Origin of the sequence: Comamonas sp. MYb69, from assembly GCF_037479315.1 — a bacterium.
GTDB lineage: Bacteria > Pseudomonadota > Gammaproteobacteria > Burkholderiales > Burkholderiaceae_C > Comamonas.
In genome coordinates this window covers 108,238-134,870 of sequence record NZ_JBBGZG010000013.1, presented here as the reverse complement: position 1 = coordinate 134,870, position 26,633 = coordinate 108,238, and the positions used below count along the sequence as shown (strand labels likewise).

The following is a 26,633-nucleotide window of genomic DNA, read 5'->3' as shown; positions in this document are numbered from 1 at the left end:
GCCGCTAACACTGGAGTCGCAGGAAAAAAACGTTAATTTTTTCGAAGCAGGTCGTGGAGGCTTCGAAAAAATGTCTCAAATCATGGTGTTGTGTAAGGCAGAGTTTAATCCAAAGTATCAAACACTGCATCATCCGGGCCTACAAAAGCCGGAGAACGCCAGGTGACATCGCGCAAATTACGGGCAATCTGGCTCTCGACGCCCATCAAAACGGCAAACAAAGCCATGCGCACAGGGATGCCATTGTCGGTCTGGCGGAAGATGGCCAGGCGCGGATCCAGGTTCAAATCGGTGGACAGATCGTTGGCACCGGCGCGGGCATCGCGCGGCAGCGGGTGCATGATGATGGTGTCGGGCTTGCAGACCGCATCGACCAGCGATTTCTGCACCTGGAACTCGGGCGTGTAGCCCTCGATGTTCTCACCGGCAAAGCGCTCCTTCTGGATGCGCGTGGCGTAGACCACGTCGGCGCCCTTGAGGTCTTGCAGCGAGGTCGAGACCTCCACCACATGGCCATTGGTCGAGGCCAGCTCGATCAGGTAGGCGGGCATCTCCAGCGAGCTGGGCGAGATCAGCGTGAACTTCATGCCCTTGTAGAGCGACAGCAGGCGGATCAGCGAATGCACCGTGCGGCCGTACTTCAGATCGCCCACCATCGCGATATGGGCGCCGTCCATCAGCTTGCCCAGGCGCGAGAACTCGCGCTGGATGGTGTACATGTCCAAGATCGCCTGGCTGGGGTGCTCGCCGGGGCCGTCGCCGGCGTTGATGACGGGGATGTTGGTCGCACGTGCAAACTCGGCGACCGAGCCTTGCTCGGGGTGGCGAATGACCAGCGCATCGACATAGCCGGCCATCACGCGGCTGGTGTCATAGATCGATTCGCCCTTGGCCATCGACGAGAAGGTAAAGCCGGTGGTGTCGCAGACCGAGCCGCCCAGGCGGCTGAAGGCGGCGCCAAAGCTCACGCGGGTGCGGGTGCTGGCCTCAAAGAACAGGCTGCCCATGACGGCGCCTTCGAGCACACGGCAGACCTTGTGGCGGCGGGCAATGGGCTGCATCACATCGGCGATGCGGAACAATTCTTCCAGGCTTTCGCGCTCGAGCTGGGCCACCGACAGCAGCTGCGGCCGGCCATCGGCCGACATGCGCTCGGCCAGCGGGCGGTGGTGCTTCTGGGCGTCATGGCCCTCGGCTTCGCGGAACAGGATCTCGGAGACAAACTTCTGCGCCATGTCGGGCATGGCGCGGGCTTCGCCCGAGGCCTCGGGCAGCAGCCAGGTGTCCAAGGTGCGGCGGCGCACGCCCAGGCGCTCGGCAAAAGCGTCGCGCGTCAAGTTCAAACGGCGCATTGCGTCGCGAAGAAAATCCTGTTGGCTGTCCATGACCTGGCTCCGTGCAAAGGTGTGAATGCGGCTGGATTATACGCTTTGCGTTTGACTTCTGTGTGAAATATACGCAATGCGTTTTTAATTTGTCGCAGATGGCACGGTGGCCCTTGCAGGCCCGGGGGGCCAGGCCCCAGGCCGCAATGCCAGGGCGCACCGCCTTCACCTGGGGCGGCGCGCTGGCTGCGGCGTTTTAACCGCCGAACTCGTCGCCCAGCGCCTTGGCGCGGCGCTCGGCGGCATGCATGGCGCCGATGAAGTGGGCGGCGATATCGGCAGCCCGCATGTGCTCCAGCGCAGCAAAGGTGGTGCCGCCCTTGCTGGTAACGCGCTCACGCAGCACCGAAGGGGCTTCGCCCGACTGCGCGGCCAGGGCCGATGCGCCGCTGAAGGTACCGATGGCCAGCTGCAGCGCCTGCTCGGCGGGCAGGCCCATCTCCACGCCGGCTTGCTGCATGGCCTCGAGGAAATAGAACACATAAGCAGGGCCCGAGCCAGAGAGTGCGGTGACGGCGTCGAGCTGCGACTCCTGCTGCACCCAGACCAGCTGGCCGGTGGTGGTGATGATCTGCTCGGCCAGCTGCTGCTGGGCAGCACTCACCTGCGGGCGCGCAAACAGCCCCGTCATGCCCTGGCCCACCAGCGCCGGGGTGTTGGGCATGGCGCGCACGATCTGGTCATTGCCCAGCCACTGGGCAATGCTGTCGCTGCGGATGCCGGCGGCCACGCTCAGGTGCAGCGCATGGCGGCTGTGGTCGGCCACGGCGGCAGCGGCCTGGGCAAAGGTTTGCGGCTTGACGGCCCAGACAACGACCTGCGCCTGCGCCAGGCGGCTGTCAGCGGCGGGCAGCGCGGTGATGCCAAACTGCTGCTGCAGCACTTGGCGCTGGGGCTCGTAGGGCTCGACGACCTGGATGCGGTCTTGGGGCAGGCCCTGGCGGATCAGGCCGCCGATGATGGCGCTGGCCATGTTGCCGCCGCCGATGAAGGCGATGGCGGGAAATTGGGACAGATCGGTAGTGGACATGGCGGCAGGTGCAAACAAAGAGAGAGGGGCAAAAACCAGCGCGTGCTGCTGTGGCTGCCACTATAGCGGCGGCCCGCGCAAAGCTCAAACCGCTGGCGCGGCAAGCCATGCAGGGCGCACAGGTTTTGCTATCAATTTCAATTGCGATGCGATTGCTCGGCCTGGCCGGATGTGTTGCCCGATGCGCCGGCGCAGGCCGTTGTCTCGACCAGCGCCAGAAACTGCGTGACCTGGGCCGGGTTGAAGTTGTTGTCGCTGACCAGCAGCAGCACGCGCTCGCCGCTGGCCAGGCGCGGGCCCCAGGCCATGCCTTCGAGGTTGTCCACGCTGCGCAGGCTCAGCTGCGCAAAATCCAGCAGCAACTCCTTGTGGGCGGGGGTGTATGCCGCGTCCTGCAGCGCATCGATGGCCAAGGTGTCGCTGGCTTCCTGGGTGTTGATGCGGTAGAGGCGTGCAGAAAAGCCTGCGCCCAGCACATAGGCGCGCTCGAGCACCAGCAGGTGGTCGGGCCCATCGGCCAGGATCTCGCTGACGCCATTGATCGCAATGAGTGGCAGCAGCAGGTTGTCCTTGGGCAGCGCATCGGGGATATAGGCGATCTGGCGCACAGGCTGCTGGCTGGCCAGGTCGTACTGGGTGATGCGCAGCGGCCCGCCGATCTGGCCCCGGCGCGGCAGCGGACCGTCCTGGCGCAAGGCGCCCTCCATGGCCAACCACAGGCTGCGCTGGTCCTCGCTGATTGCGATGCCTTCCAGGGTCATGTTGTTGCGCGGGCCCCGGCCGGTTTCGGGCTGCAGTGGGCCTTGCAACAGCGCGGGCAGCGGCCAGGTTTGTTGCCAGCTGCCATCGAGCCCGGCCTGCTGCAAAGAAGGCCCAAAGCCGCGTGCAAAGTCGCCTTCGCTGCTCCAGACCACGCTGCGCCCGCCGGGCAGCAGCCGCAGCGCTTCGGGGTCGGGCACGGCCGTGTCCGCTGCCGCGGTGCGGCTGCTGGGGTAGGGCCTGCCTGCCGGTGTCTGCAGGTACTGCTGGCCGGTGATGCTGACCTGCTGCAGGCCGCTGGCGTCGTAGCGGATACGGGCCTGGTACCAGCGGGCGCTGTCCTTGGCCGAGCGGTCGTCGCTTACCAGGTAGTAGCTGCCATCGGCGGGGTTGTAGTCGATCGACGAGAGCCCGCCGATGGGCACGCCGGCCCATGCGGTGTCCAGCGGCCAGCGTTGCTCGCCCAGCAGCTGCAAGGCCGGGCTGCCAGGGGCATGGCAGGCGACGGCACCTGGGGTGTTGGGGGATGGAGAGATGGGGGCCTGGGCGGGCTCGGGAGAGGTCTTGCAGCCGGCCAAAAGCAGCAGCACAACAGAGAGCGACAGCGCGTTGAATAGACCGAACGAATAATGTATTTGAGTCTTGATTTTCATAGCATTTTCAGCAAGTGTAGCGCGCTTGTTGCACCGGCAATTGTTGACATTTTCAAACGCGGCTCGCTCCTTATCATCTCGGCTACTAGGGCTCGCCTGTGTGTGCGTTGCATGCCGCGGGTCTGACTGATGAAGGGGTAAGAGAAATGACATCCAACCTGCAAAAATGGTCGGCAGAATGCCTGGGTACGTTCTGGCTGACCTTTGGCGGCTGCGGCAGCGCGGTGCTGGCCGCTGCTTTTCCTGAGGTGGGTATTGGCCTTTTGGGCGTGTCGCTGGCCTTTGGCCTGACGGTGCTGACCGGCGCCTATGCCTTTGGCCCGATCTCGGGCGGCCATTTCAACCCGGCCGTCTCGGTCGGCTTGACGGTGGCCGGGCGCTTCAAGGCCTCGGACCTGCCGGGCTACATCATTGCCCAGGTGCTGGGCGCGATTGTGGCGGCCGGCCTGCTGTACCTGATTGCCAGCGGCAAGGCAGGCGCGCAGGTCACCGATCTGGCCACCAATGGCTTTGGTGAACACTCGCCAGGCAAGTTCTCGATGCTGGCCGCGCTGCTGACCGAGGTGGTGCTGACGGCGGTGTTCCTGCTGGTGATCCTGGGCTCGACCACGAAGAAGGCGGCCGTGGGCTTTGCCGGCATGAGCATTGGCCTGTGCCTGACCTTGATCCACCTGATCTCGATCCCCGTGACCAATACTTCGGTCAACCCTGCACGCAGCACCGGTCCTGCGCTGTTTGGCCCCGCCATCGCGTTGGAGCAGCTGTGGCTGTTCTGGCTGGCGCCGATTGTGGGTGCCGTGATCGGTGCGCTGATCCACCGCGCCTTGCTGCGTGGCGACGAGGAATAAGCGGATCCCATTGAAGGCATAGACAACAACAGGGGCTGCGGCCCCTGTTGTCGTTTTGGGAAAAGCCGTTTAGCGCGCCGTGGTCTGGCGCACCGCCTGTTCCCAGCGTGCCATCAGCGCATCGGCACGCGCCTTGTCCTGCGTGGGCATAAAGCGGCGCTCGGCCTTCCACAGCGCCGACAGCTCTTCGCTGTTTTGGTAGATGCCCGTGGTCAGGCCCGCCAGGTAGGCGGCGCCCAGCGCAGTGGTCTCCACGCAGGCCGGGCGCACCACCGGGATGCCCAGCAGATCGGCCTGGAACTGCATCAGCAGGTTGTTGACGCTGGCGCCGCCATCCACGCGCAATTCCGTCACCGGTTGGCCGCCGTTGGCGACGGCATCGAGGCTCATGGCCTGCAGCAGCGCGGCGCTTTGGTAGGCAATGGATTCCAGCGCAGCCCGCGCAATATGGGCCACCGTCGTGCCCCGGGTCAGGCCGGTGATGGTGCCTCGGGCATCGGCATCCCAATAGGGCGCGCCCAGGCCGGTAAAGGCGGGCACCATCATCACGCCACCGCTGTCGGGCACGCTCTCGGCCAGCTGCTGCACCTGGCCGCTGTGCTCAATGGCGCGCAGGCCATCGCGCAGCCACTGCACGACGGCGCCGCCGACAAAGACGCTGCCTTCGAGTGCAAACTGCGGGATGGTGTCGGTCTGCGCGGCGCTGGTGGTCAGCAGGCCATTGCGCGAGGGGTGGAACTGCGCTCCGGTGTGCATCAGCATGAAGCAGCCAGTGCCATAGGTGTTCTTGGCCATGCCCGGCGCAAAACAGGCCTGGCCAAACAGCGCGCTTTGCTGGTCGCCGGCCATGCCGCCAATGTGGATGGCCGCGCCCAGTACCTGCGCGGCGGTATCGCCAAAATGGCTGGCCGAAGGCTGCACCTCGGGCATCAGCGAGCGCGGGATGTGCAAGAGGTCCAGCAGCTCCTGGTCCCAGGTATTGCTGTGCACGTTGAACAGCATGGTGCGGCTGGCGTTGCTCACATCGGTGACATGGCGCTGGCCCTGGGTCAACTGCCAGACCAGCCAGGTGTCGACCGTGCCAAAGGCCAGCTCGCCGCGCTCGGCAGCAGCGCGCGCGCCGGGCACATGGTCCAGCAGCCACTGCAGCTTGGTGCCCGAAAAATAGGCATCCACCAGCAGGCCTGTTTTTTCCTGGATCAGCGCGGCATGGCCATCGGCGCGCAGCTGGGCGCAGACGGGCTCGGCGCGGCGGTCCTGCCAGACCAGCGCATTGTGGATGGGCTGGCCGGTCTTGCGGTTCCAGACAATGGTGGTCTCGCGCTGGTTGGTGATGCCCAGGCTGGTGACCTGGCTGGCGCTGATGCCGGCGGCTTGCAGCGCTTCTTGCGCCGTGGCCAGCTGCGTGCCCCAGATCTGCATCGGGTCGTGCTCCACATGGCCGGGGCGGGGGTAGATTTGCGGCAGCTCGCGCTGCGCCTGGGCCACGATGGCGCCCTGGCGGTCAAACACGATGGTGCGGGAGCTGGAGGTGCCCTGGTCCAGAGCGAGCAGATAGGTCATGTCTCAAGGCCGGTCTGAGCCGGTATTCAATCAAGTCAACAAAGGGGTCGGGGGCGGTGCCCCACCGTCAGGCGACGGTGCAGCGCACATGGGCTTCCTGCAGCAGCCGGGGGAAAGGATCGGGCGGCGGGGCATCGGTAAACAGCCGGTCGATGCGCGAGAGCGGGCCCACCTCGACCATCGCCGGGCGGCCAAACTTGCTGTGGTCGGCCGCCATCCAGACCTCGCGTGCCTGGTCCATGATGGTCTGGGCCACTTTCACTTCGCGGAAGTCATAGTCGCGCAGGCTGCCGTCCGATTCAATGCCGGAAATACCGATGAGCGCAATGTCCACGCGGAACTGGCGGATGAAGTCCACCGCGGCCTCGCCGATGATGCCCCGGTCGCGGCCGCGTACCACGCCGCCAGCGACGATCACTTCGCAATCGGCATTGCTGCTCAAGGTGGCTGCCACGTTGAGGTTGTTGGTGATGATGCGCAGCCCCCGGTGCTGCATCAGCGCGCGGGCAATCGCCTCGGTCGTGGTGCCGATGTTCAGGATCAGCGAGCAGTTGTGCGGCACCTGGGCAGCCACGGCCTGGGCGATGCGGGTCTTGCCGTCGGCATTGAGGGCTTCGCGCTGCTGGTGGGCGAGATTTTCTGTGGTGGAGTTGGGCACGCGCACGCCGCCATGAAAGCGCGTGAGCACCCCGGCTTCGGACAGCCGCTGCACATCGCGGCGCACGGTCTGCAGGGTCACGCCCAGAAAGGCGGCCAGCTCTTCGACGGTGGCCGAGCTGCGGCGCTGCACCTCTTGCAAGAGCAGCAGTTGGCGAGGGTTGCTGTTGTAGAGCTCCGTCATGGCGTGGGTCTGAAACGAATAAAAACGAAAACTCCCGCCAATATAGTGCAAAACGCAACAGTTCGGCGGGGTGCCTGCCGCCCGCCCCCGGGCGCAGCCACCGCAGCAGCCCATGGCTGGCGGCTGGTTTTGTCATCAGATTGGCATGCCAGGCTGGCATGCTGCGCCGCTGAGATCTTGGGGTTCGCCCACAGCAAATTTGCCAATAACGAACAAAAAAGATCAAAAACGAATAAAATTTAGAGACAAAAGCGCAAAAGCGAATCTCGCTTCCAGGCTTTGGCACTTTGCGGCGTTCCTGGCCAGACCTGGCGCGCCGCAACCCTCAGACCTTCTTTTCTATTTCGCATGTCCACTGCTGCTGCTCCGCTGTCTGTTCACCGTACTGATTTGCTGGCCCGCCTGGGCGCCACGCCGGTATTTGACCTGGTGGTGGTGGGGGGCGGGGCCACGGGGCTGGGGGTGGCGCTTGATGCGGCCGCGCGCGGTTTCAAGGTGGCGCTGCTCGAAGCGATGGACTTTGCCAAGGGCACCTCGTCGCGCGCCACCAAGCTGGTGCATGGCGGCGTGCGCTACCTGGCGCAGGGCAATATCTCGCTGGTGCGCGAGGCCTTGCATGAGCGCACGACCTTGCTGAACAACGCGCCCCATATCGCCCAGCCGCTGGCCTTTGTGATGCCGTCTTACAAGATGCTGGACACGCCGTTCTATGGCATTGGCCTCAAGATGTACGACGCGCTGGCGGGCAAGGCGGGCCTGGGATCCACGCAGTTTCTGTCGGCCGGCGCCACGCGCCGCCTGCTGCCCACAGTGCAGGACAAGGGTTTGAAGGGCGGCGTCAAATACTGGGACGGCCAGTTCGATGATGCCCGCCTGGCCATCGCGCTGGCCCGCACGGCCGCAGCCAAGGGCGCCTTGCTGGTCAACTACTGCCCGGTGATGGAGCTGATCCAGGAAGAGGGCCGGGTCGCTGGCGTGGTCTGCAAGGATGCCGAGTCCGGCCAGCGCTACACGGTGCGTGCGCGCTGCGTGGTCAACGCCACGGGGCCCTGGGTGGACCACCTGCGCCAGCAGGATGCCGAGATGATGGGCAAGCCCGTCAAGCCCATGGTAGCGCCCAGCCAGGGCGTGCACCTGGTGGTGGACCGCGATTTCCTGCCCTCGGACCATGCCTTGCTGGTGCCCAAGACGGCTGACGGCCGGGTGCTGTTTGCGGTGCCGTGGCTGGGCAAGGTGATTCTGGGCACGACCGACACGCCGCGCCATGACCTGGCGCGCGAACCCCGGCCTTTTGACGAAGAGCTGAAGTTCATCTTGAGCGAGGCGGGCAAGTACCTCAGCCGCGCCCCCACGATGGCCGATGTGCGCAGCATGTGGGCCGGCCTGCGCCCGCTGGTCAAGCCGCAGGATGACGATGGCGAAAACACCAAGGGCATCAGCCGCGAGCACACGGTGCTGACCAGCAAGTCCGGCATGGTGACGGTGACCGGTGGCAAGTGGACCACCTACCGCGCGATGGCAGAAGACGTGCTCAACGCCTGCTTCGATGCCCAGCGCCTGCCGCGCAAGCCCGGTGGCGTGACCGTGAAGCTGCCGCTGGTGGGCACGCCCGCATCGGGCCGCGCCCAGCACAGCATGCACATGGCCCAAGGCATGCACTCCTATGGTAGCGAGGCCGAGTTTGTTGCCACCCTGCCGGGTGCCGATGTCTGGCTGGCCAATGGCCTGAGCGAGGCCATGGTGCGTTTTGCTGCGCGCTATGAATATGCACGCACTGTCGAAGACGTGCTTGCCCGCCGCAGCCGCCTGCTGTTTTTGGATGCCCGCCTGGCCGCCAAGCTGGCGCCGCGCGTGGCCGAGATCTTGCAGGAAGAATTGGGGTCGGATACGGCCCTGACCGCCTTCCTGGTGCTGGCGCAGCAGTACGCCGGCGAAAAAGTGGCGTAAAAATACAAATTTACCGCTGGTTTGGGTGCGCGCCCTTGACGAGGTGTGCTAGCTCTGACACAATGGAGGGCTTCGCGTTTAATGCGCGAGGTTTCTGCCCAGGAGAAGCATCGTAAATGGTTGCGGTGTGGACGACGGGCCCAAGACTGACTGGCTGCTTGGCTGTCCATGAGGATTAATTCTTATTGGGCTGTCTGGTCTGCTGGTGCAAGTTGGGAATATTGAAATGATCCAGACAGAATCTCGACTCGAGGTTGCCGACAATACCGGCGCGAAGTCTGTCCAGTGCATCAAAGTGCTGGGTGGTTCGCACCGTCGCTATGCGAGCGTTGGTGACATTATCAAGGTGAGCGTGAAAGAAGCTGCTCCACGTGGACGCGTCAAAAAAGGCGAGATCTACAGTGCAGTGGTGGTGCGTACCGCAAAGGGTATTCGCCGTGCTGACGGTTCGCTCGTCAAATTCGATGGCAACGCCGCTGTGTTGCTCAACGCCAAGCTGGAGCCTATCGGCACCCGCATCTTTGGCCCCGTGACCCGTGAACTGCGTACCGAAAAGTTCATGAAGATCGTGTCGCTGGCCCCCGAAGTTCTCTAAAGGAATAGCACTATGAACAAGATTCGCAAGGGCGACGAAGTTATCGTGCTGACCGGCCGTGACAAGGGCAAGCGTGGCACCGTGACCCTGCGTGCGGATGACTCCCACCTGGTGATCGAAGGCATCAACATGGTGAAGAAGCACGTCAAGCCAAACCCCATGAAGGGCACCAACGGCGGTATCGTGGAAAAGGCCATGCCTATCCACCAATCCAACGTGGCTATCTTCAATGCGGCAACCGGCAAGGCTGATCGCGTGGGCATCAAGGTGAACGCCGACGGCGCACGTGTTCGCGTGTTCAAGTCCAATGGCGCTGAAATCGCAGCCTAAGGAGTAAGACATGGCAAACGTTGCACGACTGCAAAAACAATTCCGTGAGCAAATCGCTCCCGAACTGATGAAGAAGTTCGGCTACACCTCCTCCATGGAAGTGCCTCGCCTGACGAAGATCACCCTGAACATGGGTGTGAGCGAAGCCGTCTCCGACAAGAAGGTGATGGACAACGCCGTGGCTGACCTGACCAAGATTGCTGGTCAGAAGCCTGTGGTGACCAAGGCCAAGAAGGCTATCGCTGGTTTCAAGATCCGCGAAGGCCAAGCTATCGGCTGCATGGTGACCCTGCGCGGCGTTCAGATGTATGAATTCCTGGACCGTTTCGTCACCGTGGCCCTGCCCCGCGTGCGTGACTTCCGTGGTATTTCTGGCCGCGCCTTTGATGGCCGTGGCAACTACAACATCGGCGTCAAAGAACAAATCATCTTCCCTGAAATTGAGTACGACAAAGTCGACGCACTGCGTGGTCTCAATATCAGCATTACGACGACTGCGAAGAATGACGACGAGTGCAAGGCACTGTTGCAGGCTTTCCGCTTCCCGTTCAAGAACTGAGGTGATGCATGGCTAAACAAGCACTGATCCAACGCGAACTGAAGCGTGAAAAGCTGGCTGCCAAGTACGCAGCCAAGTATGCAGAACTGAAGGCCATCGCCGGCGACGCTAAGCGTTCCGACGAAGAGCGTGATGCAGCCCGTCTGGGCCTGCAAAAGCTGCCTCGCAATGCAAACCCCACTCGTCAACGTGCACGTTGCGAAATCACGGGTCGCCCCCGTGGCACTTTCCGTCAATTCGGTCTGGGCCGCGCCAAGATTCGTGAACTGGCATTCGTCGGCGCCATCCCAGGCGTGACCAAGGCCAGCTGGTAAGCAGTCAGGAGATTAAACATGAGCATGAGTGATCCAATCGCTGACTTGCTGACCCGTATCCGTAACGCACAAATGGTGTCCAAAGCCACCGTGCTGGTTCCTTCCTCCAAAGTGAAGGTTGCCATTGCACAGGTTTTGAAGGACGAGGGTTACATCGATGGCTTCGAAGTGAAGACCGAAGATGGCAAGTCTGAACTCGCAATTACCTTGAAGTACTACGCCGGTCGCCCAGTGATCGAGCGTATCGAGCGCGTAAGCCGTCCTGGCCTGCGTGTGTACAAGGGCTGCACTGCAATTCCTCAAGTCCAAAACGGCCTGGGTGTTGCAATCGTGACCACGCCTAAGGGTGTGATGACCGATCGTAAAGCGCGCGCTGCCGGTGTCGGCGGTGAAGTGCTTTGCTATGTGGCTTAACGCGGCATTGAAGGAGAAATACTGACATGTCCCGTGTAGCAAAAATGCCTGTGAGCATCCCCCAAGGTGTGGATGTCTCCATCAAGGAAGACCAAATCAGCGTCAAGGGCGCAGGCGGCACGCTGCTGCTGACCCCTAACGCCCTGGTCAAGGTTTCCAACAACGACGGTAAGCTGGCTTTCGAGCCGGTGAATGACTCCCGTGAAGCCAATGCCATGAGCGGCACCATGCGTCAGCTGGTGAACAACATGGTGGTTGGTGTGAGCAAGGGCTTCGAGAAGAAGCTGTCTCTCGTCGGCGTGGGTTACAAGGCCGCTGCTTCTGGCAGCAAGCTGAACCTGAGCGTTGGTTATTCCCACCCAGTCAACTTTGAAATGCCTGCTGGCATCACCGTGGCCACCCCTACCCCTACGGAAGTGGTGATCAAGGGTGCTGACCGCCAACGCGTTGGTCAGCTGGCAGCTGAGATTCGTGCCGTTCGTCCTCCCGAGCCTTACAAGGGCAAGGGCATCCGTTATGCGGATGAGAAGGTCACGATCAAAGAGACTAAGAAGAAATAAGGAGCTGCATCATGTTGAACAAGAAACAGCAGCGTCTTCGTCGTTCCCTGCAAACCCGTATCCGCATTGCCAACCAAGGCGTTGCGCGTTTGACGGTGAACCGTACGAACCTCCATATCTATGCCACGATCATTTCCGGCGACGGCACCAAGGTGATTGCAACCGCATCTACGGCAGAAGCCGAAGTGCGCAGCAACCTGGGCGCAGCTGGCAAGGGTGGCAACACCGCCGCAGCTACTCTCATCGGCAAGCGCATCGCTGAAAAGGCGAAGGCAGCTGGCGTTGAGAAGGTTGCATTCGACCGTGCAGGTTTCGCCTACCACGGCCGCGTCAAGGCTCTGGCTGATGCAGCCCGCGAAGCCGGCCTGCAGTTCTAAGCGGAGTGGATAGAAATGGCTAAATTTTCCCCCAAAGTGCAAGACCAGGCGAATGACGACGGTTTGCGCGAAAAAATGATCGCGGTCAACCGCGTCACCAAGGTTGTGAAGGGTGGTCGTATTCTCGGCTTCGCTGCACTGACCGTGGTTGGCGATGGTGACGGCCGCGTTGGCATGGGCAAGGGCAAGTCCAAGGAAGTGCCTGCTGCCGTGCAGAAGGCTATGGAAGAAGCCCGTCGCAACATGATCAAGGTTTCGTTGAAGAACGGCACCCTGCATCACAAAGTGATGGGTCACCATGGCGCTGCCAACGTGATGTTGGCTCCTGCCCCCAAGGGTACCGGTATCATCGCCGGCGGCCCCATGCGCGCCGTCTTCGAAGTTCTGGGTATCACCGATATCGTGGCCAAGAGCCATGGTTCGTCGAACCCCTACAACATGGTTCGCGCCACTTTCGACGCTTTGAACAACTCCACGACCCCTGCGGAAGTGGCTGCAAAGCGTGGCAAGTCGGTTGAAGACCTGTTCGTCTGATCGGAGTCACTATGACAACGCAACAAACTGTGAAGGTCCAACTGGTGCGTAGCCCGATTGGTACCAAAGAAGACCACCGCGCCACCGTGCGTGGTCTGGGTCTGCGCAAGCTGAACAGCATCAGCGAACTGAAGGACACCCCCGAAGTGCGCGGTATGATTAACAAGATCGCCTACCTGGTGAAGGTTCTCTGAAAGGATTGATGATGGAACTCAATAGCATCAAGCCTGCAGCAGGTGCCAAGCACGCCAAGCGTCGCGTGGGTCGCGGTATCGGTTCGGGTCTGGGTAAGACCGCCGGCCGTGGTCACAAGGGTCAAAAGTCGCGTTCGGGTGGCTACCACAAGGTAGGCTTCGAAGGCGGTCAAATGCCTTTGCAGCGTCGCCTGCCCAAGCGCGGTTTCAAGTCCACCACGTTGAAGTTCAACGCCGAAGTCTCCCTGGCTGCTCTCGAGCTGCTGGGCGCTGCGGATGTGGATCTGGCAGTGCTCAAGCAAGCCGGTCTGGTTGGCCAACGCGCCAAGGTCGTCAAGGTGATCAACACCGGTGCTCTGTCCAAGGCTGTCAAGCTGAACGGCATTGGCGCCACCGCTGGTGCCAAGGCTGCGATCGAAGCTGCTGGCGGTAGCGTCGCCTAACCCTTTCTGAAAGATTCATCAGTGGCTACGAACACCGCAACTATTGCAAAGACCGGTAAATACGGCGATCTGCGTCGTCGTTTGGTTTTTCTGTTGCTGGCGCTGATCGTCTACCGCATCGGAGCTCACATTCCGGTGCCTGGTATCGATCCCAACCAGTTGCAGCAGCTGTTCAATAGCCAACAGGGTGGCATTCTCAACCTGTTCAACATGTTCTCGGGCGGAGCGCTCTCGCGCTTCACCGTGTTTGCACTGGGGATCATGCCGTACATCTCGGCATCGATCATCATGCAATTGATGACCTACGTCGTCCCGACATTCGAACAGATGAAGAAGGAAGGCGAAGCCGGCCGTCGCAAGATTACCCAGTACACCCGTTACGGTGCATTGGCGCTTGCGCTGTTCCAGTCGCTCGGCATTGCCGTGGCACTGGAAGGCACTGCCGGTTTGGTCCTCAGCCCTGGTTTCGGGTTCCGTCTTACCGCTGTGGTCAGCTTGACCGCCGGTACGATGTTCCTGATGTGGCTGGGTGAACAGATCACCGAGCGTGGTTTGGGCAACGGGATCTCGATCCTGATTTTCGCCGGTATTGCTGCGGGTCTGCCCAGCTCCATCGGTGGATTGCTCGAATTGGTGCGTACTGGTGCGATGAGCATCATTGCCGCGATCTTCATTGTTCTCGTAGTGGCAGCCGTGACGTACTTCGTCGTGTTTGTCGAGCGTGGACAGCGCAAGATCCTGGTGAACTACGCGCGCCGTCAGGTTGGAAACAAGGTGTATGGTGGTCAGTCTTCGCACTTGCCACTGAAGCTGAACATGGCTGGTGTGATTCCTCCCATCTTCGCTTCGTCGATCATCTTGCTGCCTGCCACTGTTGTGAACTGGTTCAGCGCTGGCGAATCGATGCGTTGGCTCAAGGACATTGCTAGCACGCTGACTCCTGGTCAGCCCATCTATGTGATGTTCTATGCCGCAGCGATCATCTTTTTCTGCTTCTTCTATACGGCCTTGGTTTTCAACAGCCGCGAAACGGCCGATAACCTGAAGAAGAGTGGTGCCTTTATTCCCGGGATTCGACCAGGGGATCAGACAGCACGTTATATTGATAAGATTTTGGTGCGTTTGACGCTTGCGGGTGCTGTTTACATCACCTTCGTGTGTCTGCTGCCAGAGTTCTTGATCCTGAAGTACAACGTTCCGTTCTATTTCGGTGGCACTTCCTTGTTGATCATCGTGGTGGTGACCATGGACTTCATGTCCCAGGTCCAGAACTACATGATGTCTCAGCAGTATGAGTCGCTTCTGAAGAAGGCGAACTTCAAGGCCTCAGCCAAAAACTGAGATCGACAGGAAAGTGTGCCCTCCAGTCTGTTCGGGCTAAATATTTGAAATGCCGTCACAGACTGGAGCGGATGGAAGTTTTAGGAGAATGAAATGAGAGTTTCAGCTTCGGTAAAGAAGATTTGCCGTAACTGCAAGATCATCCGTCGCAAGGGTGTCGTACGCGTGATCTGCACCGACCAGCGCCATAAGCAGCGCCAAGGTTAATCTAAAGTATTAGAGGACACAAATGGCACGTATTGCTGGTATTAACATCCCTCCGCACAAGCATGCGGAGATCGGCCTGACCGCTATCTATGGCATCGGTCGCACCACCGCTCGCAAGATCTGCGAAGCCGCTGGTATCGACTACGCCAAGAAAGTCAAGGACTTCACGGACGCTGATCTGGAAAAGATCCGCGACGCAATCGCTCACCTGACCCTGGAAGGTGACCTGCGCCGTGAAACCACGATGAACATCAAGCGTTTGATGGACATCGGCTGCTACCGCGGTTTCCGTCATCGTCGTGGTCTGCCCATGCGTGGTCAGCGTACCCGCACCAATGCCCGTACCCGCAAGGGTCCGCGCAAAGGCGCAGCGGCTTTGAAGAAATAAAGAGATTGAAGGTACACAATGGCTAAGTCTCAGAACAACGCAGCTGCACGTGTACGTAAGAAAGTTCGCAAGAACATTTCTGACGGCATTGCACACGTTCACGCTTCGTTCAACAACACCATCATCACGATCACCGACCGCCAAGGCAACTCGTTGTCTTGGGCTTCGTCGGGTGGCCAGGGTTTCAAGGGCTCGCGTAAGTCGACGCCTTTCGCAGCCCAGGTTGCTTCCGAAGTGGCCGGCCGTGCTGCCATGGAACAGGGCATCAAGAACCTGGACGTCGAGATCAAGGGCCCAGGCCCAGGTCGCGAGTCTTCGGTGCGTGCTCTGGGTGCACTGGGCATCCGCATCACGTCGATCTCCGACGTGACGCCAGTCCCGCACAACGGCTGCCGCCCTCAAAAGCGTCGTCGTATCTAACTCACCATAAGCCCACCGCCGCCAGTGCATGGTGCACTGGCGGCTCCCGCATTTATGCGGTAGCTGAAAAAAGGATATTCAAGTGGCACGTTTTATTGGCCCTAAGGGCAAACTTTCCCGCCGCGAAGGCGTAGACCTGTTCCTGAAGAGCGCACGTCGCTCGATCGCGGACAAGGTCAAGCTGGACACCAAGCCAGGTCAACACGGCCGTACCTCCGGCACGCGTACCTCGGACTACGGTCTGCAACTGCGTGAAAAGCAAAAGGTCAAGCGCACCTACGGTGTGCTGGAGAAGCAATTCCGCCGTTACTTCGCTGAAGCTGATCGTCGCCGTGGCAACACCGGCGCGAACCTGCTGAGCCTGCTGGAAAGCCGTCTGGACAACGTGGTGTACCGCATGGGCTTTGGCTCGACCCGCTCCGAAGCGCGTCAGCTGGTGTCCCACAAGGCCATCACCGTGAACGGTCAATCGGTCAACATTCCTTCCTACTCGGTGAAGGAAGGCGACGTGGTGGCTGTGCGCGAAAAGTCGAAGAAGCAAGCCCGTATCGTTGAGTCGCTGCAACTGGCCGGTCAAGTGGGCTTCCCCGCTTGGGTGGACGTGTCGGCTGACAAGGCTGAAGGCGTCTTCAAGAAGTCTCCAGACCGCGATGAATTCGGTGCTGACATCAACGAATCGCTGATCGTCGAATTGTATTCTCGTTAATTTCACGGTCGTTTTCGACTGCGAAAGTGTATCCGTCCCAGAACCGCGAGGCATCGCGGTTCTGGTGCTTCACCAGCCTTACCGGTGTAACGAGCCGGGGGTATTGAGAGGAAGTTTGCATGCAGACCAATTTGCTGAAACCCAAGACAATTAACGTAGAACAGCTGGGCCACAATCGCGCCAAGGTAGAGCTGGAGCCGTTTGAACGCGGCTACGGGCACACGCTGGGCAATGCGCTGCGTCGTGTTCTGCTGTCCTCGATGGTGGGTTATGCAGCGACGGAAGTGACCATTGCAGGTGTGCTGCACGAGTACTCGTCTATCGACGGCGTCCAGGAAGATGTGGTCAACATCTTGCTGAACCTCAAGGGCGTGGTGTTCAAGCTCCACAACCGTGACGAAGTGACGCTGAGCCTGCGCAAGGATGGCGAAGGCGTGGTGACGGCTGCTGACATTCAGACGCCTCACGATGTAGAAATCATCAACCCTGATCATGTCATCGCCAACCTGTCGCAAGGCGGCAAGCTGGACATGCAGATCAAGGTGGAAAAAGGCCGTGGCTATGTGCCCGGTAACGTGCGCCGCTACGGTGACGAGTCGACCAAGTCGATCGGCCGCATTGTGCTGGATGCATCGTTCTCGCCGATCAAGCGCGTCAGCTACACGGTCGAATCCGCCCGTGTGGAGCAGCGTACCGATCTGGACAAGCTGGTTCTCGAGATCGAAACCAACGGCGCCATCGCTGCAGAAGATGCAGTGCGCTCGTCGGCCAAGATCCTGGTGGAACAGCTCGCCGTGTTTGCGCAGCTCGAAGGCGGCGCATTGGATGTGTTCGACCAGCCAGGTGGCCAGGCGCGCAACAACGCCACGTTCGATCCGATCCTGCTGCGTCCTGTGGACGAGCTGGAGCTGACCGTGCGTTCCGCCAACTGCTTGAAGGCCGAGAACATCTACTACATCGGTGACCTGATCCAGCGCACCGAAAATGAGTTGCTCAAGACCCCGAATCTGGGTCGCAAGTCGCTCAACGAGATCAAGGAAGTGTTGGCTTCCCGTGGTCTGACCCTGGGTATGAAGCTTGAAAACTGGCCACCAGCCGGTTTGGAAAAGCGTTAAGTTATAATGGAGAGCTCTCCCAATGGTGGGAGAGCTCAATCGTAGTGCGTCGAACAGTACCTGATACGGCTGTTTGATTGAATCAATCTAAAAGGAAAAGCACCATGCGTCACGGACACGGCCTCCGCAAACTGAACCGCACCTCGTCTCACCGTAAGGCGATGCTGCAAAACATGATGAATTCGCTCATCGAGCACGAAGCCATCAAGACCACCGTTCCTAAAGCCAAGGAACTGCGCAAGGTGATCGAGCCCATGATCACGCTGGCCAAGGTGGACACCGTGGCTAACCGCCGTCTGGCTTTTGACCGTCTGCGCAGCCGCGACAGCGTCACCAAGCTGTTCAACGTGCTGGGTCCTCGCTCGGCCAACCGTCCAGGCGGCTACACCCGTATCCTGAAGATGGGTTTCCGCGTGGGCGACAACGCGCCTATGGCCTATGTTGAACTGGTGGACCGCGCTGAAGAAGCCGGTGATGCCGCAGCAGAATAAGCCCTCTGCAGGTTCTGACTGAAAAAGCCCACTCCGGTGGGCTTTTTCTTTGGCGCCGCGCGTTTTCCGACCGCTCCAGGCTGCGCTGGAGGCCCATCTGCACAAATAGTTTTCCAAATGATGACAAAGCGCTTCGTATTAAGGAAAACCCGAGCTATAATGCAAGTGCGCGATGGAGCAGTCTGGTAGCTCGTTGGGCTCATAACCCAAAGGTCGGAGGTTCAAATCCTTCTCGCGCAACCAGAACACCAAAAGCCAGCTTTCGAGCTGGCTTTTTTGTGCCCGGCTGCCGGGCAGCACCGTTGCGGGCCGGGCTGGTCAGCCGGAAAAGTGGGCCGCTAAGGCCGCCGCTTTGACCCCGCCAAGATTGCTATAAAAGTCGAAGCGCAAAAAATATACGCTAAAAGCGCATTCGGCCAAAATGCAGTACCAAAGTCGCGCTATAATTGCGGTGCGCGATGGAGCAGTCTGGTAGCTCGTTGGGCTCATAACCCAAAGGTCGGAGGTTCAAATCCTTCTCGCGCAACCAGAACACCAAAAGCCAGCTTTCGAGCTGGCTTTTTTGTTGTCCGCGCCCCGTGCGTCAACAAGCAACCGGGCAGGGTCGATGCGCCACCCGCCCAGGGCAGGGTAGCACCAGCGCCCGCCCCGCCGTCAGTCGCGGGGCCTCCGCGCCCCATCAATGCGCGTACAACTGCTCCAGCGAGCGAAAGCCTTTGACCTCGATCGGGTTGCCGCTCGGGTCATAGAAGAACATCGTCCACTGCTCGCCGGGCTCGCCTTCAAAGCGCACCTGGGGCTCCAGCACAAAACGGGTGTTGGCGGCGCGCAGGCGCTCGGCCAGCTGCTTCCAGTCTTCGAGTTTCAGCACCAGACCGAAGTGCGGCATCGGCACCTTGTGGTTGCCCACCAGGCCGGTGTTGCTGGTCTCAAAAGGCTTGCCCAGGTGGCAGGAGATCTGGTGGCCAAAGAAATCAAAATCCACCCAGCTGTCGGTGCTGCGGCCTTCGGCGCAGCCGAGCGTGTCGCGGTAGAAGTGGCGTGCAGCATCCAGGTCGTGCACATGGAAGGCGAGATGGAAAAGGCTCTGCATGGTGGCGGGCTCAAAAGGCAGGGTTGCAAGGGTGGTCGTACGCAGCCGCAAGCGATTTATCACATAGGCAGGGGCTGCACAATCCGCTAAGCTGTGCAGCATACACCCTGGCATTGCAACCGCGGCCAACAGCCCCAACCCCTGGAGACAACACCATGCAGGACTCCGCCCAGTCATTCAACCCCTTTGCCCCTGGTTTCGATTTTCTGCAAAAGCTCGCAGCGGGCAGCAGCTCCAAGCCTTCTGCGGCTTTTGCGCAATGGCAGGAATGGGTGGCGCCCACGATAAATGTGCCGGACCTGGAAAAGCGGATTCAGGAGCTGAAAACCGTGCTGTTCTGGCTGGAGCAGAACCAGCGGGCGCTGGCCGCCACCATCCAGGCGATGGAAGTGCAGAAGATGACCTTGTCGGCCTTGCAGACGATGAATGTGCCGGTAGAGAACTGGGCCAGCACCATGGTGCAAAGCTGGCAGCAATTTGCGCAGAGCACGGCAGCGCAGGCGCAAGAAGCTGCCGCAGCGGCTGCGCCGCAGGCCTCGGCCCCAGCGCAAGCCGCACCCAGCCCAGCGCCTGCAGCCACACCGGCTCCCGCGCCAGCCGCCGCCGCAGAAGCCCCTGAAAAAGCCGAGCCGGCCAGCAGTGCCGCAGCAGCCTCGGTGACCGATCCCATGCAGTGGTGGGGCGCGCTGACCCAGCAGTTCCAGCACATTGCCCAGCAGGCGGTGCAGGATGTCACCGAGCAGGCGATGGCCCATGCGGCCAGCACCCAGCAGGCGGCAGCCACTGCCGCGCAGGCAGTGCGCAGCACAGCCGAAGAGATGGCCGAAGCCGGCAAGGCGGCGGCCAAAGCGGCGATGGGCCAGCCGGCTGCAGCCAAGCGCAGCGCGACTTCGACAAGCCATGCCAACGCTGGCAACGCTGGCAAGGCGTCTACCCAGAAGCCCAAGAGCGGGCCGCAGCCCAGCAAACAGACGGCCCCCCCCAAGGCGACGCCCACCAACGGCAACCGACAGTCCGCGCCACGCAAGGCCGCCCCGCGGAAGGCCGCCCCGCGCAAGCCTTCCCCCGGCCAGCGTTGAGTCAACAGTACGGTTGAGCGTTGGTGATTTTTTAGCGCGGGACTGGCCTGGCCGCCGCGCAGCAGCAGGTTTTTGACAATGGCAGGCACAAAGCTTTTTCCCTATGGCCATGTGACCCATCCCGACTGGCGGATGGCCGTGGCGCTGGTGGTGGCCCAACTGCGTGGCCGCATGGCCCAGGCGGGCTATGCCAGCGCGCCCAACCTGGGGCTGGTGTATTTCACCGATGCCTTTGCGCGCCATGCGCCGCAGCTGCTGGAAGCCTTGCAGGACGAGTTTCCGCAGATCGGCGACTGGAGCGGCTCGGTCGGCGTGGGCGTGATGGCCTCGCATGCCGAATACCTGAACGAGCCAGCGCTGTCGGTCATGCTGCTGGAGCTGCCTGCCCATTCCTACCGCCTGTTTTCGGGCATCGCACCACTGCCGGTGGCGCCTACATCGCCCTGGGAGCGCGCGCTGGTGCATGCCGATGCGGGCCTGCCGGATTTTGCAGAACTGCTCGAAGAGCTGGCCGCGCGTACGCGCGCCGGCAGCGTGCTTGGCGGCCTCAACTCCGAGGCGGTGGCGCCGCTGCAACTGGCCTGGAGCAAGGCGCTGGGCCCGAGCCACAGCGGGGTGCTGCGCGGTGGGCTCTCGGGCCTGGCGTTCTCTGCCGATGCCGGTGTGGTGCAGGAGCTGACCCAGGGCTGCCAGGTCATGGGCGCGCGCATGCGCATCACCGCGATGCAAGGCCATGTGGTGCTGGCTTTGGATGGCCGGCCCGCGCTCGATGTGCTTGAAGAGCTGATGCCCGTGCGGCTGGATGCGGACCCCGAGCGGGCCACCCGCACGATGCGCCATATCCATGCCGCGCTGGAGCCGCATGCGCCCGAATCGGCTGTGCACGCCGGGCAGCTGGGCCCGGAGGCGCGCGTGGTGCCGCTGGTGGGCGTGGACATGGCCAGCCGGGGCATTGTGCTGTCAGAGCTGGCGCAGCCCCAGCAGTACCTGTGCTTTTGCCAGCGCAACCTGTCGGCGGCCCGCGCTGATTTGCTGCGCATGTGTGCCGAGCTGCAAGAGTCGCTGTCGCCCGCCGAGGCGCAGACCTGTCTGCCGCTGGGCGATAGCGCCCTGGGCGATGCGGCGGCCGGCCGCCGCATTGCAGGGGCCGTCTACATCAGCTGCGCGCAGCGGGCGAGTCCCTATTTCGGCGTGCCCGGCGCCGAGCTGGAGCTGATCCACCATGTGCTGGGCGATATCCCGCTGGTGGGTTTTTACAGCCAGGGCGAGATTGCCGGCCAGCAGCTGCACCGCTATGCCGGTGCGCTGATGCTGTTTACCCAGGCCGCTTAGCGGTTGCCACCCGGCTGCAGGCGCCGCATTTCGGTAAACACCGACAGCTCCCAGCTGCGCATGGCCAGCAGCAGGGTGTAGCCCTCGCGCTCCTTCTCGGGCAGGCGCTGGTCGGTCAGGTGCTGCTGTGCAAAGTCCTGGGCCACGCGCTGCAGGCGCTCCAAAAAGGCCGGCGCCAGGGTGCGGCTGATGGCGCCATGCACGAGCATCAAGCCCTCGCCGGATTTGTCGAAGGTGCCCGAGAAATAGTCGTGCACCGCGTTCTCGCGGAAATACTCCATCACCGGGCCATGCGGGCGCCAGCGGAAGGTCTTGGCCAGCTTAAGCCGGTAGCGGTTCATCGGGCGCAGCTCGATGATGCCGATACGGTCGAGCTGCGCCAGGTACTTGATGCCCTCGGCCTCGCTCAAGCGGTAGGTGGCCAGCACCTGCTCCAGCGTCCACTGGCTGAGCACGCAGATGGCCATCAGCAGCAGCTTCTTGTCTGCCACCACCGCCTGCTCTTGCTGCTGCGTCAGCTCCTTGATCAGCGGCTGGTTGTCGGCCACGCGGCGCGCCAGGTCGGCAAAATCGAGGCGCAGCACATGGCAGATGGCATCGATGCGCGACAGCGGCATGTCGCCCTTGGCCAGCATGCGCTTGACGCTGGACTCGGCCATGCCCAGCGCCTCGGCCAGGTCGGCATAGGTCATCTGTGCGGCCTTCAGCTCTTTCTTCAATGCCAGTACCAGATCGGCGGTGGTGCTCATGGGTATCGTCCTGTCATACTTTGGGTGCCATCATAGGGGATCGCGCCGGGATTGCGAGACGCTCTGGCGCGCCAGCGGCACAGTGCAGGCCATGACTGATACCTCCCAACCCCCAAGCCCCCGCAGCCTGGCTGCGGAATACGCGCTGTACGCCTTCTATGCCGCCATGCTGGCTCTCGCCTGCCTGGGGCCCCATGTGCCGCAGGCGGCCCATTACCATGACTTTGCCGACCAGCGCCCGCTGCTGGGCCTGGTCAATGCGGCCGATGTGCTGAGCAATCTGCCGTTCTTGCTGGTCGGCATCTGGGGCTTGCTCGCGGCTTTCAAAACGCCCGCGGAGACGCTGCGCTCCCAAGGGGCGACGCCCTGGTTGCTGCTGGTGTTTGGCGGCCTGGTGCTGACTGCCGTTGGTTCGTCCTACTACCACCTGCTGCCCGGTGATGTGCGCGTCTTCTGGGACCGCATGGGCATGGTGCCGGTGTTTGCCGGTGTGCTGGGCCTGGCGCTGCAGTCGCTGCTGAACGCCCGCGCCGCCTGGCTGACAGCACTCGCCGTGCTGCTGGGCGGGCCGCTGGCGCTGTGGAGCTGGTTGCAGACCGGGCAGTTGCTGCCCTGGGCCGTGTTGCAAGGCGCAGGCATGGTGCTGCTGGTGGTACTGGCGCTGTGGCAGCAGCGCAGCCCACCGGCCGCTCATCTCATCCGCTGGCCCCTGGCCGCCGTTGTGGCCTGGTATGCGCTGGCCAAGCTGTTCGAGCTGGGCGATGCCGCTGTCTGGGCCGGCAGCGGCCATCTGGTGGCCGGCCATGCGCTCAAGCACCTGGCCGCTGCGCTGGCGGTGTTGCCGCTGCTGCGCAGCTTGCAGCAACTGCGCCATCGGGCGCACGCAAACCGCGCGTCCGCAGGCACAATCGGGGGCGGCGCGCTGGGGGCAGGGCGTTTGCGCTGAATGCCCGGTACCGACCACCCCCACCGCCCTTGATCCGCCAGGAGATGCTTGTTCCATGAACCGTCCACATGCCCCGTCTGTGCCTGCCACTGAGGCGCCAGACCATCCCAACCAGTTTGCCTTGCTGGGCCAGCGCCGCTTTGCCCCTTTCTTCTGGACCCAGTTCGCCGGGGCCGCCAACGACAACCTGTTCAAGTTCGCCTTCACCGTCATGGTGACCTACCAGCTGCAGGTGGCCTGGATGCCGCCTGCCATGGCCGGCCTGGTGATCGGGGCCTTGTTCATCCTGCCGTTTTTGCTGTTCTCGGCCACCTCGGGGCAGCTGACCGACAAGTACGAAAAGCACCGCATGATCCGCTTCGTCAAGGATCTGGAGATTGGCGTGATGCTGATCGCTGGTGTGGGCTTCTGGATCGAGAGCCCGGCGCTGCTGCTGGGCTGCGTGTTCTTGATGGGCCTGCATTCCACGCTGTTCGGGCCGGTGAAGTTTGCCTACCTGCCCCAGGTGCTGCGCGACGATGAGCTGACCGGCGGCAATGGCATGGTCGAGATGGGCACTTTTGTCGCCATCTTGCTGGGCAATGTCGTGGGTGGCCTGCTGGTGGCTCTGCCCGGTATCGGCCATGCCGCGGTGGGCGTGGCCTGCCTGGGCCTGGCGGTGGTGGGGCGCCTCACGGCGCAAGGCGTGCCGGTGGTGCCGGCCACCGACCCGGGCCTTAAGATCAACTGGAACCCGGTGAGCGAGACCTGGCGCAACCTGAAGCTGGCGCACGGCAATGTGGTGGTGTTCCGCTCGCTGCTGGGCATCAGCTGGATGTGGTTCTTTGGCGCGGTGTTTCTGAGCCAGTTCCCCAGCTTTGCCAAGGAGGTGCTGCATGGCAACGAGCATGTGGCCTCGCTGCTGCTGGTGGTGTTTTCCATCGGCATCGGCCTGGGTTCGCTGCTGTGCGAAGTGCTCTCGCGCCGCCAGGTGGAGATTGGCCTGGTGCCCATTGGCACCATCGGCATGAGTGTGTTTGCGATTGACCTGTACTTTGCCTCGCGCGGCCTGGCGCAGCCGGCCCAGGCCTGGACGGCGCTGGCCTTCATCAGCCAGCCGGCGCACTGGCGCGTGATGGCCGATCTGGCGCTGCTGTCGCTGTTTGCGGGCCTCTACAGCGTGCCCATGTATGCGCTGATCCAGCTGCGCAGCCAACCCACGCACCGCGCCCGCATCATTGCGGCCAACAATATCTTGAATGCGCTGTTCATGATTGCCAGCTCGGTCATTGCCGGCGCCTTGCTGGGCGCGGGCTTCACGGTGCCGCAGATCTTTCTGTTCACTGGCATTGCCAATGCCATCGTTGCCACCTACATCTTCTTGCTGGTGCCCGAATACCTGCTGCGCTGCATTGCCTGGCTGGTCACCAACCTGGTCTACCGCTTTCGCGTGCAGGGCGCGCAGCACATCCCCACCAGCGGGCCGGCGCTGCTGACCTGCAACCATGTCAGCTTTGTCGACCCCATCCTGATGATGGCCGCCAGCCCGCGCCCGATCTACTTTGTGATGGACTACCGCATCTTCCGCACGCCCCTGCTGGGCTGGCTGTTCCGCCTGTGCAAGGCGATTCCGGTGGCGCCCCGCAGCGAAGACCCTGCCGTCTACGAAGCCGCCTTTGCCCGGGCCGCGCAGGTGCTGCGCGAGGGCGATCTGCTCGCTATCTTTCCCGAAGGCGGCATCACCCGCGATGGCGAGCTGCAGGCCTTCAAGGGCGGCGTGATGAAGATCCTGGAGCAGGCCCGTGCCGATGGGCTGGAGGTACCTGTGGTGCCGATGGCGCTGACCAACCTCTGGGGGTCGTTCTTCAGCCGCATCGAGCCCAAGGGCGCGATGACCCGGCCGTTCCGCCGAGGCTTCTTCAACCGCGTGACCTTGCGCATTGGCGCTGCCAGCCCGGCTGCCGAGTGCTCTGCCGAGCAGCTGCGCCAGCGCGTGGGCGAGTTGCTCGACCAGGAGAGGGGCCATGGCAGTGGCTCGCCCGCTTTGGGATAATGCAGGCTGGACAACGAATGGCTTTGTGATGACCTCTCTAACGATTCTGTACAAAAGCGTGGCAGCCCTGGTGGCCATGTCCGCCCTGGCCGCCTGCAGCAGTACTTCGGGCCTGAAGCCGCTGCATGACCCTGAAGAGAAGGAGGCTTTCACACGCGCCACCGTCTATGCCGGCCCGCGCAGCCCCGCATCGGCCTACTGCGTGCAGATGGGCGGCGCCTTGCTCAACACGCCCAAGGGCAAGAACACGGTGTGCAAATTCCCCGACGGCAAGGAAATGGACCCCTGGGACCTGTTCTGGCGCGACAACCCAATGAACTGAGCGCCCCAGCAACGACAAACCCCTGCCCGCGCATCGTGCGCTGGCAGGGGTTTTATCTTGCGGAGTCGCTGGCGATCTAGGTTTTAGATGACGCCATGCGTCTTGAACCAGTCCTGCATGCGCTTCCAGCCGTCTTCGGCCGCATCCTTGCGGTAGCTGGGGCGGTAGTCGGCATGGAAGGCGTGGCCCGCTTCCGGGTAGACATGGAAGCTCGACGCAGCAGCGGCGGCATTGCCAGCGGCACCGGCTTTTTGCAGGCTTTGCTTCATGGCTTCCACGGACTCAAGCGGAATGCCCTGGTCCTTGCCGCCGTAGAGGCCGAGCACGGGGGCCTTGAGTGCGCCGCTGAGGTCAATGGGGTGCTTGGGCTGCAACTCGCTCGCAGCGCCTTGCAGGCGGCCATACCAGGCGACACCGGCCTTGACCTTGCCGGTGGCGGCATAGAGCCAGGTGATGCGGCCACCCCAGCAAAAACCGGTGATGCCGGCGCGGCTGGTGTCGCCGCCATTGTCCTTGGCCCAGGCCAGGGCAGCGTCCAGGTCCTTGATGACCTGGGCATCGGGTACCTTGCTGACCAGCTCGCTTTGCAGCTGGCTGATTTCGGTGTATTTGCGCGGGTCGCCCTGGCGCGCAAACAGCTCGGGTGCAATGGCCAGGTAGCCCAGCTGGGCCAGGCGGCGGCAGGTGTCGGCAATGTAGTCATGCACGCCAAAGATTTCCTGGATCACCAGGACCACCGGCAGGTGGGTCTTGCCAGCGGGCGCTGCGCGGTAGGCGCTGACCTGGAAGCCGTCAACCGTGTACTGGATCGTGCCGGCCGTCAGCCCGGTATCGGGGGTCTTGATGGCGGTTTGCGCCATCACTGGCACCGCTGCTGCGGCGTAGCCTACGCCCAGCGCCATTTGCAGGGCGCTGCGGCGGGTGCTGCCGGCCAAGGTGGCGCGGCCCGGGAGAAGGGAGTCGAAATCGGCATTGCTGGGAGTCTGGGACATAGGATTTCCTTTTCTGCGGATGGCAGCCCCATTATGGGGGACGATAAAAAACAGCCCGTGACAAGGTGGCTGGC

At 62.2% G+C, this 26,633-nt stretch carries 32 protein-coding genes and 2 tRNA genes; 26 read left to right on the top strand and 8 right to left on the bottom strand.

The annotated features are described in order from the left end of the window. Positions 1-104: 104 nt before the first annotated feature. The 3 genes from WH303_RS17985 to WH303_RS17975 all read right to left on the bottom strand — a co-directional run bounded on the left by WH303_RS17985 (position 105) and on the right by WH303_RS17975 (position 3,827). Complete coding sequence (locus WH303_RS17985) at positions 105-1,385, bottom strand: aspartate carbamoyltransferase (RefSeq protein WP_021028302.1); 1,281 nt, start codon at positions 1,383-1,385, stop codon at positions 105-107. Between the two features lie 196 nt (positions 1,386-1,581). After that, positions 1,582-2,415, bottom strand: a complete 834-nt coding sequence (gene proC / locus WH303_RS17980) for a pyrroline-5-carboxylate reductase (protein ID WP_339520132.1) — start codon at positions 2,413-2,415, stop codon at positions 1,582-1,584. Between the two features lie 137 nt (positions 2,416-2,552). Continuing rightward, complete coding sequence (locus WH303_RS17975; RefSeq protein WP_339520131.1) at positions 2,553-3,827, bottom strand: esterase-like activity of phytase family protein; 1,275 nt, start codon at positions 3,825-3,827, stop codon at positions 2,553-2,555. 146 nt (positions 3,828-3,973) lie between these two features. Between WH303_RS17975 and aqpZ the strand changes: the two genes are divergently transcribed. Further along, positions 3,974-4,675: an aquaporin Z gene (gene aqpZ, locus WH303_RS17970; protein ID WP_021028304.1), complete on the top strand. Its 702-nt coding sequence runs from the start codon at positions 3,974-3,976 to the stop codon at positions 4,673-4,675. A 69-nt stretch (positions 4,676-4,744) separates the two neighbouring features. On the opposite strand, the gene glpK is transcribed toward aqpZ, so the two are convergent. Together glpK and WH303_RS17960 are read right to left on the bottom strand one after the other, a co-directional pair. Next, positions 4,745-6,238 (bottom strand): glycerol kinase GlpK, encoded by a 1,494-nt coding sequence (gene glpK / locus WH303_RS17965; protein ID WP_339520130.1) that lies wholly within the window; start codon positions 6,236-6,238, stop codon positions 4,745-4,747. Positions 6,239-6,305: 67 nt separating this feature from the next. Then, positions 6,306-7,079: a DeoR/GlpR family DNA-binding transcription regulator gene (locus WH303_RS17960; protein ID WP_021028305.1), complete on the bottom strand. Its 774-nt coding sequence runs from the start codon at positions 7,077-7,079 to the stop codon at positions 6,306-6,308. Positions 7,080-7,427: 348 nt separating this feature from the next. Here WH303_RS17960 and WH303_RS17955 point away from each other — a divergent pair, with 348 nt between their 5' ends. The 20 genes from WH303_RS17955 to WH303_RS17860 all read left to right on the top strand — a co-directional run bounded on the left by WH303_RS17955 (position 7,428) and on the right by WH303_RS17860 (position 18,543). Then, positions 7,428-9,026 carry a glycerol-3-phosphate dehydrogenase/oxidase gene (locus WH303_RS17955; RefSeq protein WP_312986262.1) on the top strand — a complete coding sequence of 533 codons (1,599 nt, stop codon included), beginning with the start codon at positions 7,428-7,430 and terminating at the stop codon, positions 9,024-9,026. A gap of 226 nt (positions 9,027-9,252) precedes the next feature. After that, positions 9,253-9,621 carry a 50S ribosomal protein L14 gene (rplN, locus tag WH303_RS17950; RefSeq protein ID WP_003050500.1) on the top strand — a complete coding sequence of 123 codons (369 nt, stop codon included), beginning with the start codon at positions 9,253-9,255 and terminating at the stop codon, positions 9,619-9,621. A gap of 12 nt (positions 9,622-9,633) precedes the next feature. Continuing rightward, positions 9,634-9,951 carry a 50S ribosomal protein L24 gene (gene rplX, locus WH303_RS17945; RefSeq protein ID WP_021028307.1) on the top strand — a complete coding sequence of 106 codons (318 nt, stop codon included), beginning with the start codon at positions 9,634-9,636 and terminating at the stop codon, positions 9,949-9,951. A gap of 10 nt (positions 9,952-9,961) precedes the next feature. Beyond that, entirely contained in the window at positions 9,962-10,510 is a 549-nt protein-coding gene (gene rplE / locus WH303_RS17940) for a 50S ribosomal protein L5 (RefSeq protein WP_021028308.1), read from the top strand. A gap of 8 nt (positions 10,511-10,518) precedes the next feature. Continuing rightward, the gene (gene rpsN, locus WH303_RS17935; protein WP_021028309.1) at positions 10,519-10,824 is read left to right on the top strand and encodes a 30S ribosomal protein S14; all 306 of its coding nucleotides are present in this window, start codon (positions 10,519-10,521) and stop codon (positions 10,822-10,824) included. 18 nt (positions 10,825-10,842) lie between these two features. Then, entirely contained in the window at positions 10,843-11,238 is a 396-nt protein-coding gene (gene rpsH / locus WH303_RS17930) for a 30S ribosomal protein S8 (protein ID WP_021028310.1), read from the top strand. A gap of 26 nt (positions 11,239-11,264) precedes the next feature. Then, positions 11,265-11,798 carry a 50S ribosomal protein L6 gene (rplF, locus tag WH303_RS17925; RefSeq protein ID WP_027011216.1) on the top strand — a complete coding sequence of 178 codons (534 nt, stop codon included), beginning with the start codon at positions 11,265-11,267 and terminating at the stop codon, positions 11,796-11,798. Between the two features lie 11 nt (positions 11,799-11,809). Beyond that, positions 11,810-12,175: a 50S ribosomal protein L18 gene (gene rplR / locus WH303_RS17920; RefSeq protein ID WP_021028312.1), complete on the top strand. Its 366-nt coding sequence runs from the start codon at positions 11,810-11,812 to the stop codon at positions 12,173-12,175. Between the two features lie 15 nt (positions 12,176-12,190). Continuing rightward, positions 12,191-12,709 carry a 30S ribosomal protein S5 gene (rpsE, locus tag WH303_RS17915; protein WP_027011217.1) on the top strand — a complete coding sequence of 173 codons (519 nt, stop codon included), beginning with the start codon at positions 12,191-12,193 and terminating at the stop codon, positions 12,707-12,709. Positions 12,710-12,720: 11 nt separating this feature from the next. Continuing rightward, entirely contained in the window at positions 12,721-12,903 is a 183-nt protein-coding gene (gene rpmD / locus WH303_RS17910; RefSeq protein ID WP_021028314.1) for a 50S ribosomal protein L30, read from the top strand. 11 nt (positions 12,904-12,914) lie between these two features. Next, on the top strand, positions 12,915-13,346 hold the full coding sequence (gene rplO, locus WH303_RS17905; RefSeq protein ID WP_027011218.1) for a 50S ribosomal protein L15: 432 nt from the start codon (positions 12,915-12,917) through the stop codon (positions 13,344-13,346). A gap of 21 nt (positions 13,347-13,367) precedes the next feature. Beyond that, positions 13,368-14,687: a preprotein translocase subunit SecY gene (secY, locus tag WH303_RS17900; RefSeq protein WP_021028316.1), complete on the top strand. Its 1,320-nt coding sequence runs from the start codon at positions 13,368-13,370 to the stop codon at positions 14,685-14,687. A gap of 93 nt (positions 14,688-14,780) precedes the next feature. Next, positions 14,781-14,894, top strand: a complete 114-nt coding sequence (rpmJ, locus tag WH303_RS17895) for a 50S ribosomal protein L36 (protein ID WP_003050535.1) — start codon at positions 14,781-14,783, stop codon at positions 14,892-14,894. A gap of 22 nt (positions 14,895-14,916) precedes the next feature. Further along, positions 14,917-15,282, top strand: coding sequence for a 30S ribosomal protein S13 (rpsM, locus tag WH303_RS17890; protein WP_021028317.1), 366 nt, complete (start codon positions 14,917-14,919; stop codon positions 15,280-15,282). An 18-nt stretch (positions 15,283-15,300) separates the two neighbouring features. Continuing rightward, on the top strand, positions 15,301-15,702 hold the full coding sequence (gene rpsK / locus WH303_RS17885) for a 30S ribosomal protein S11 (protein ID WP_021028318.1): 402 nt from the start codon (positions 15,301-15,303) through the stop codon (positions 15,700-15,702). 82 nt (positions 15,703-15,784) lie between these two features. Then, positions 15,785-16,408: a 30S ribosomal protein S4 gene (rpsD, locus tag WH303_RS17880; protein WP_021028319.1), complete on the top strand. Its 624-nt coding sequence runs from the start codon at positions 15,785-15,787 to the stop codon at positions 16,406-16,408. Positions 16,409-16,527: 119 nt separating this feature from the next. Next, entirely contained in the window at positions 16,528-17,523 is a 996-nt protein-coding gene (locus tag WH303_RS17875) for a DNA-directed RNA polymerase subunit alpha (RefSeq protein WP_021028320.1), read from the top strand. Between the two features lie 104 nt (positions 17,524-17,627). Beyond that, entirely contained in the window at positions 17,628-18,014 is a 387-nt protein-coding gene (gene rplQ / locus WH303_RS17870; RefSeq protein WP_021028321.1) for a 50S ribosomal protein L17, read from the top strand. A gap of 166 nt (positions 18,015-18,180) precedes the next feature. Continuing rightward, a tRNA-Met gene (locus WH303_RS17865) sits at positions 18,181-18,257 on the top strand. Between the two features lie 209 nt (positions 18,258-18,466). Further along, positions 18,467-18,543 (top strand) — tRNA-Met (locus tag WH303_RS17860). Positions 18,544-18,693: 150 nt separating this feature from the next. On the opposite strand, the gene WH303_RS17855 is transcribed toward WH303_RS17860, so the two are convergent. Further along, complete coding sequence (locus tag WH303_RS17855; protein WP_027011219.1) at positions 18,694-19,107, bottom strand: VOC family protein; 414 nt, start codon at positions 19,105-19,107, stop codon at positions 18,694-18,696. Between the two features lie 155 nt (positions 19,108-19,262). On the opposite strand from WH303_RS17855, the gene WH303_RS17850 reads away from it, so the two are divergent. Next, the gene (locus WH303_RS17850) at positions 19,263-20,186 is read left to right on the top strand and encodes a PhaM family polyhydroxyalkanoate granule multifunctional regulatory protein (RefSeq protein WP_339520126.1); all 924 of its coding nucleotides are present in this window, start codon (positions 19,263-19,265) and stop codon (positions 20,184-20,186) included. A 78-nt stretch (positions 20,187-20,264) separates the two neighbouring features. Continuing rightward, entirely contained in the window at positions 20,265-21,518 is a 1,254-nt protein-coding gene (locus tag WH303_RS17845; protein ID WP_339520125.1) for an FIST signal transduction protein, read from the top strand. Here the strand turns inward: WH303_RS17845 and WH303_RS17840 are convergent. Then, on the bottom strand, positions 21,515-22,267 hold the full coding sequence (locus WH303_RS17840; RefSeq protein WP_116926318.1) for a helix-turn-helix domain-containing protein: 753 nt from the start codon (positions 22,265-22,267) through the stop codon (positions 21,515-21,517). The two genes, WH303_RS17845 and WH303_RS17840, sit on opposite strands and share 4 nt — an antisense overlap. A 91-nt stretch (positions 22,268-22,358) precedes the next feature. Between WH303_RS17840 and WH303_RS17835 the strand changes: the two genes are divergently transcribed. From WH303_RS17835 to WH303_RS17825, 3 genes are read left to right on the top strand one after another with little or no spacing between them, the layout of a single operon-like run. Continuing rightward, positions 22,359-23,213: a hypothetical protein gene (locus tag WH303_RS17835; protein ID WP_339520124.1), complete on the top strand. Its 855-nt coding sequence runs from the start codon at positions 22,359-22,361 to the stop codon at positions 23,211-23,213. A gap of 55 nt (positions 23,214-23,268) precedes the next feature. Next, entirely contained in the window at positions 23,269-25,245 is a 1,977-nt protein-coding gene (locus tag WH303_RS17830; protein WP_339520123.1) for an MFS transporter, read from the top strand. Positions 25,246-25,273: 28 nt separating this feature from the next. Continuing rightward, positions 25,274-25,567, top strand: coding sequence for a putative hemolysin (locus WH303_RS17825; RefSeq protein ID WP_339520122.1), 294 nt, complete (start codon positions 25,274-25,276; stop codon positions 25,565-25,567). A gap of 83 nt (positions 25,568-25,650) precedes the next feature. On the opposite strand, the gene WH303_RS17820 is transcribed toward WH303_RS17825, so the two are convergent. Further along, entirely contained in the window at positions 25,651-26,559 is a 909-nt protein-coding gene (locus tag WH303_RS17820; RefSeq protein ID WP_339520121.1) for a dienelactone hydrolase family protein, read from the bottom strand. Positions 26,560-26,633: the final 74 nt, after the last annotated feature.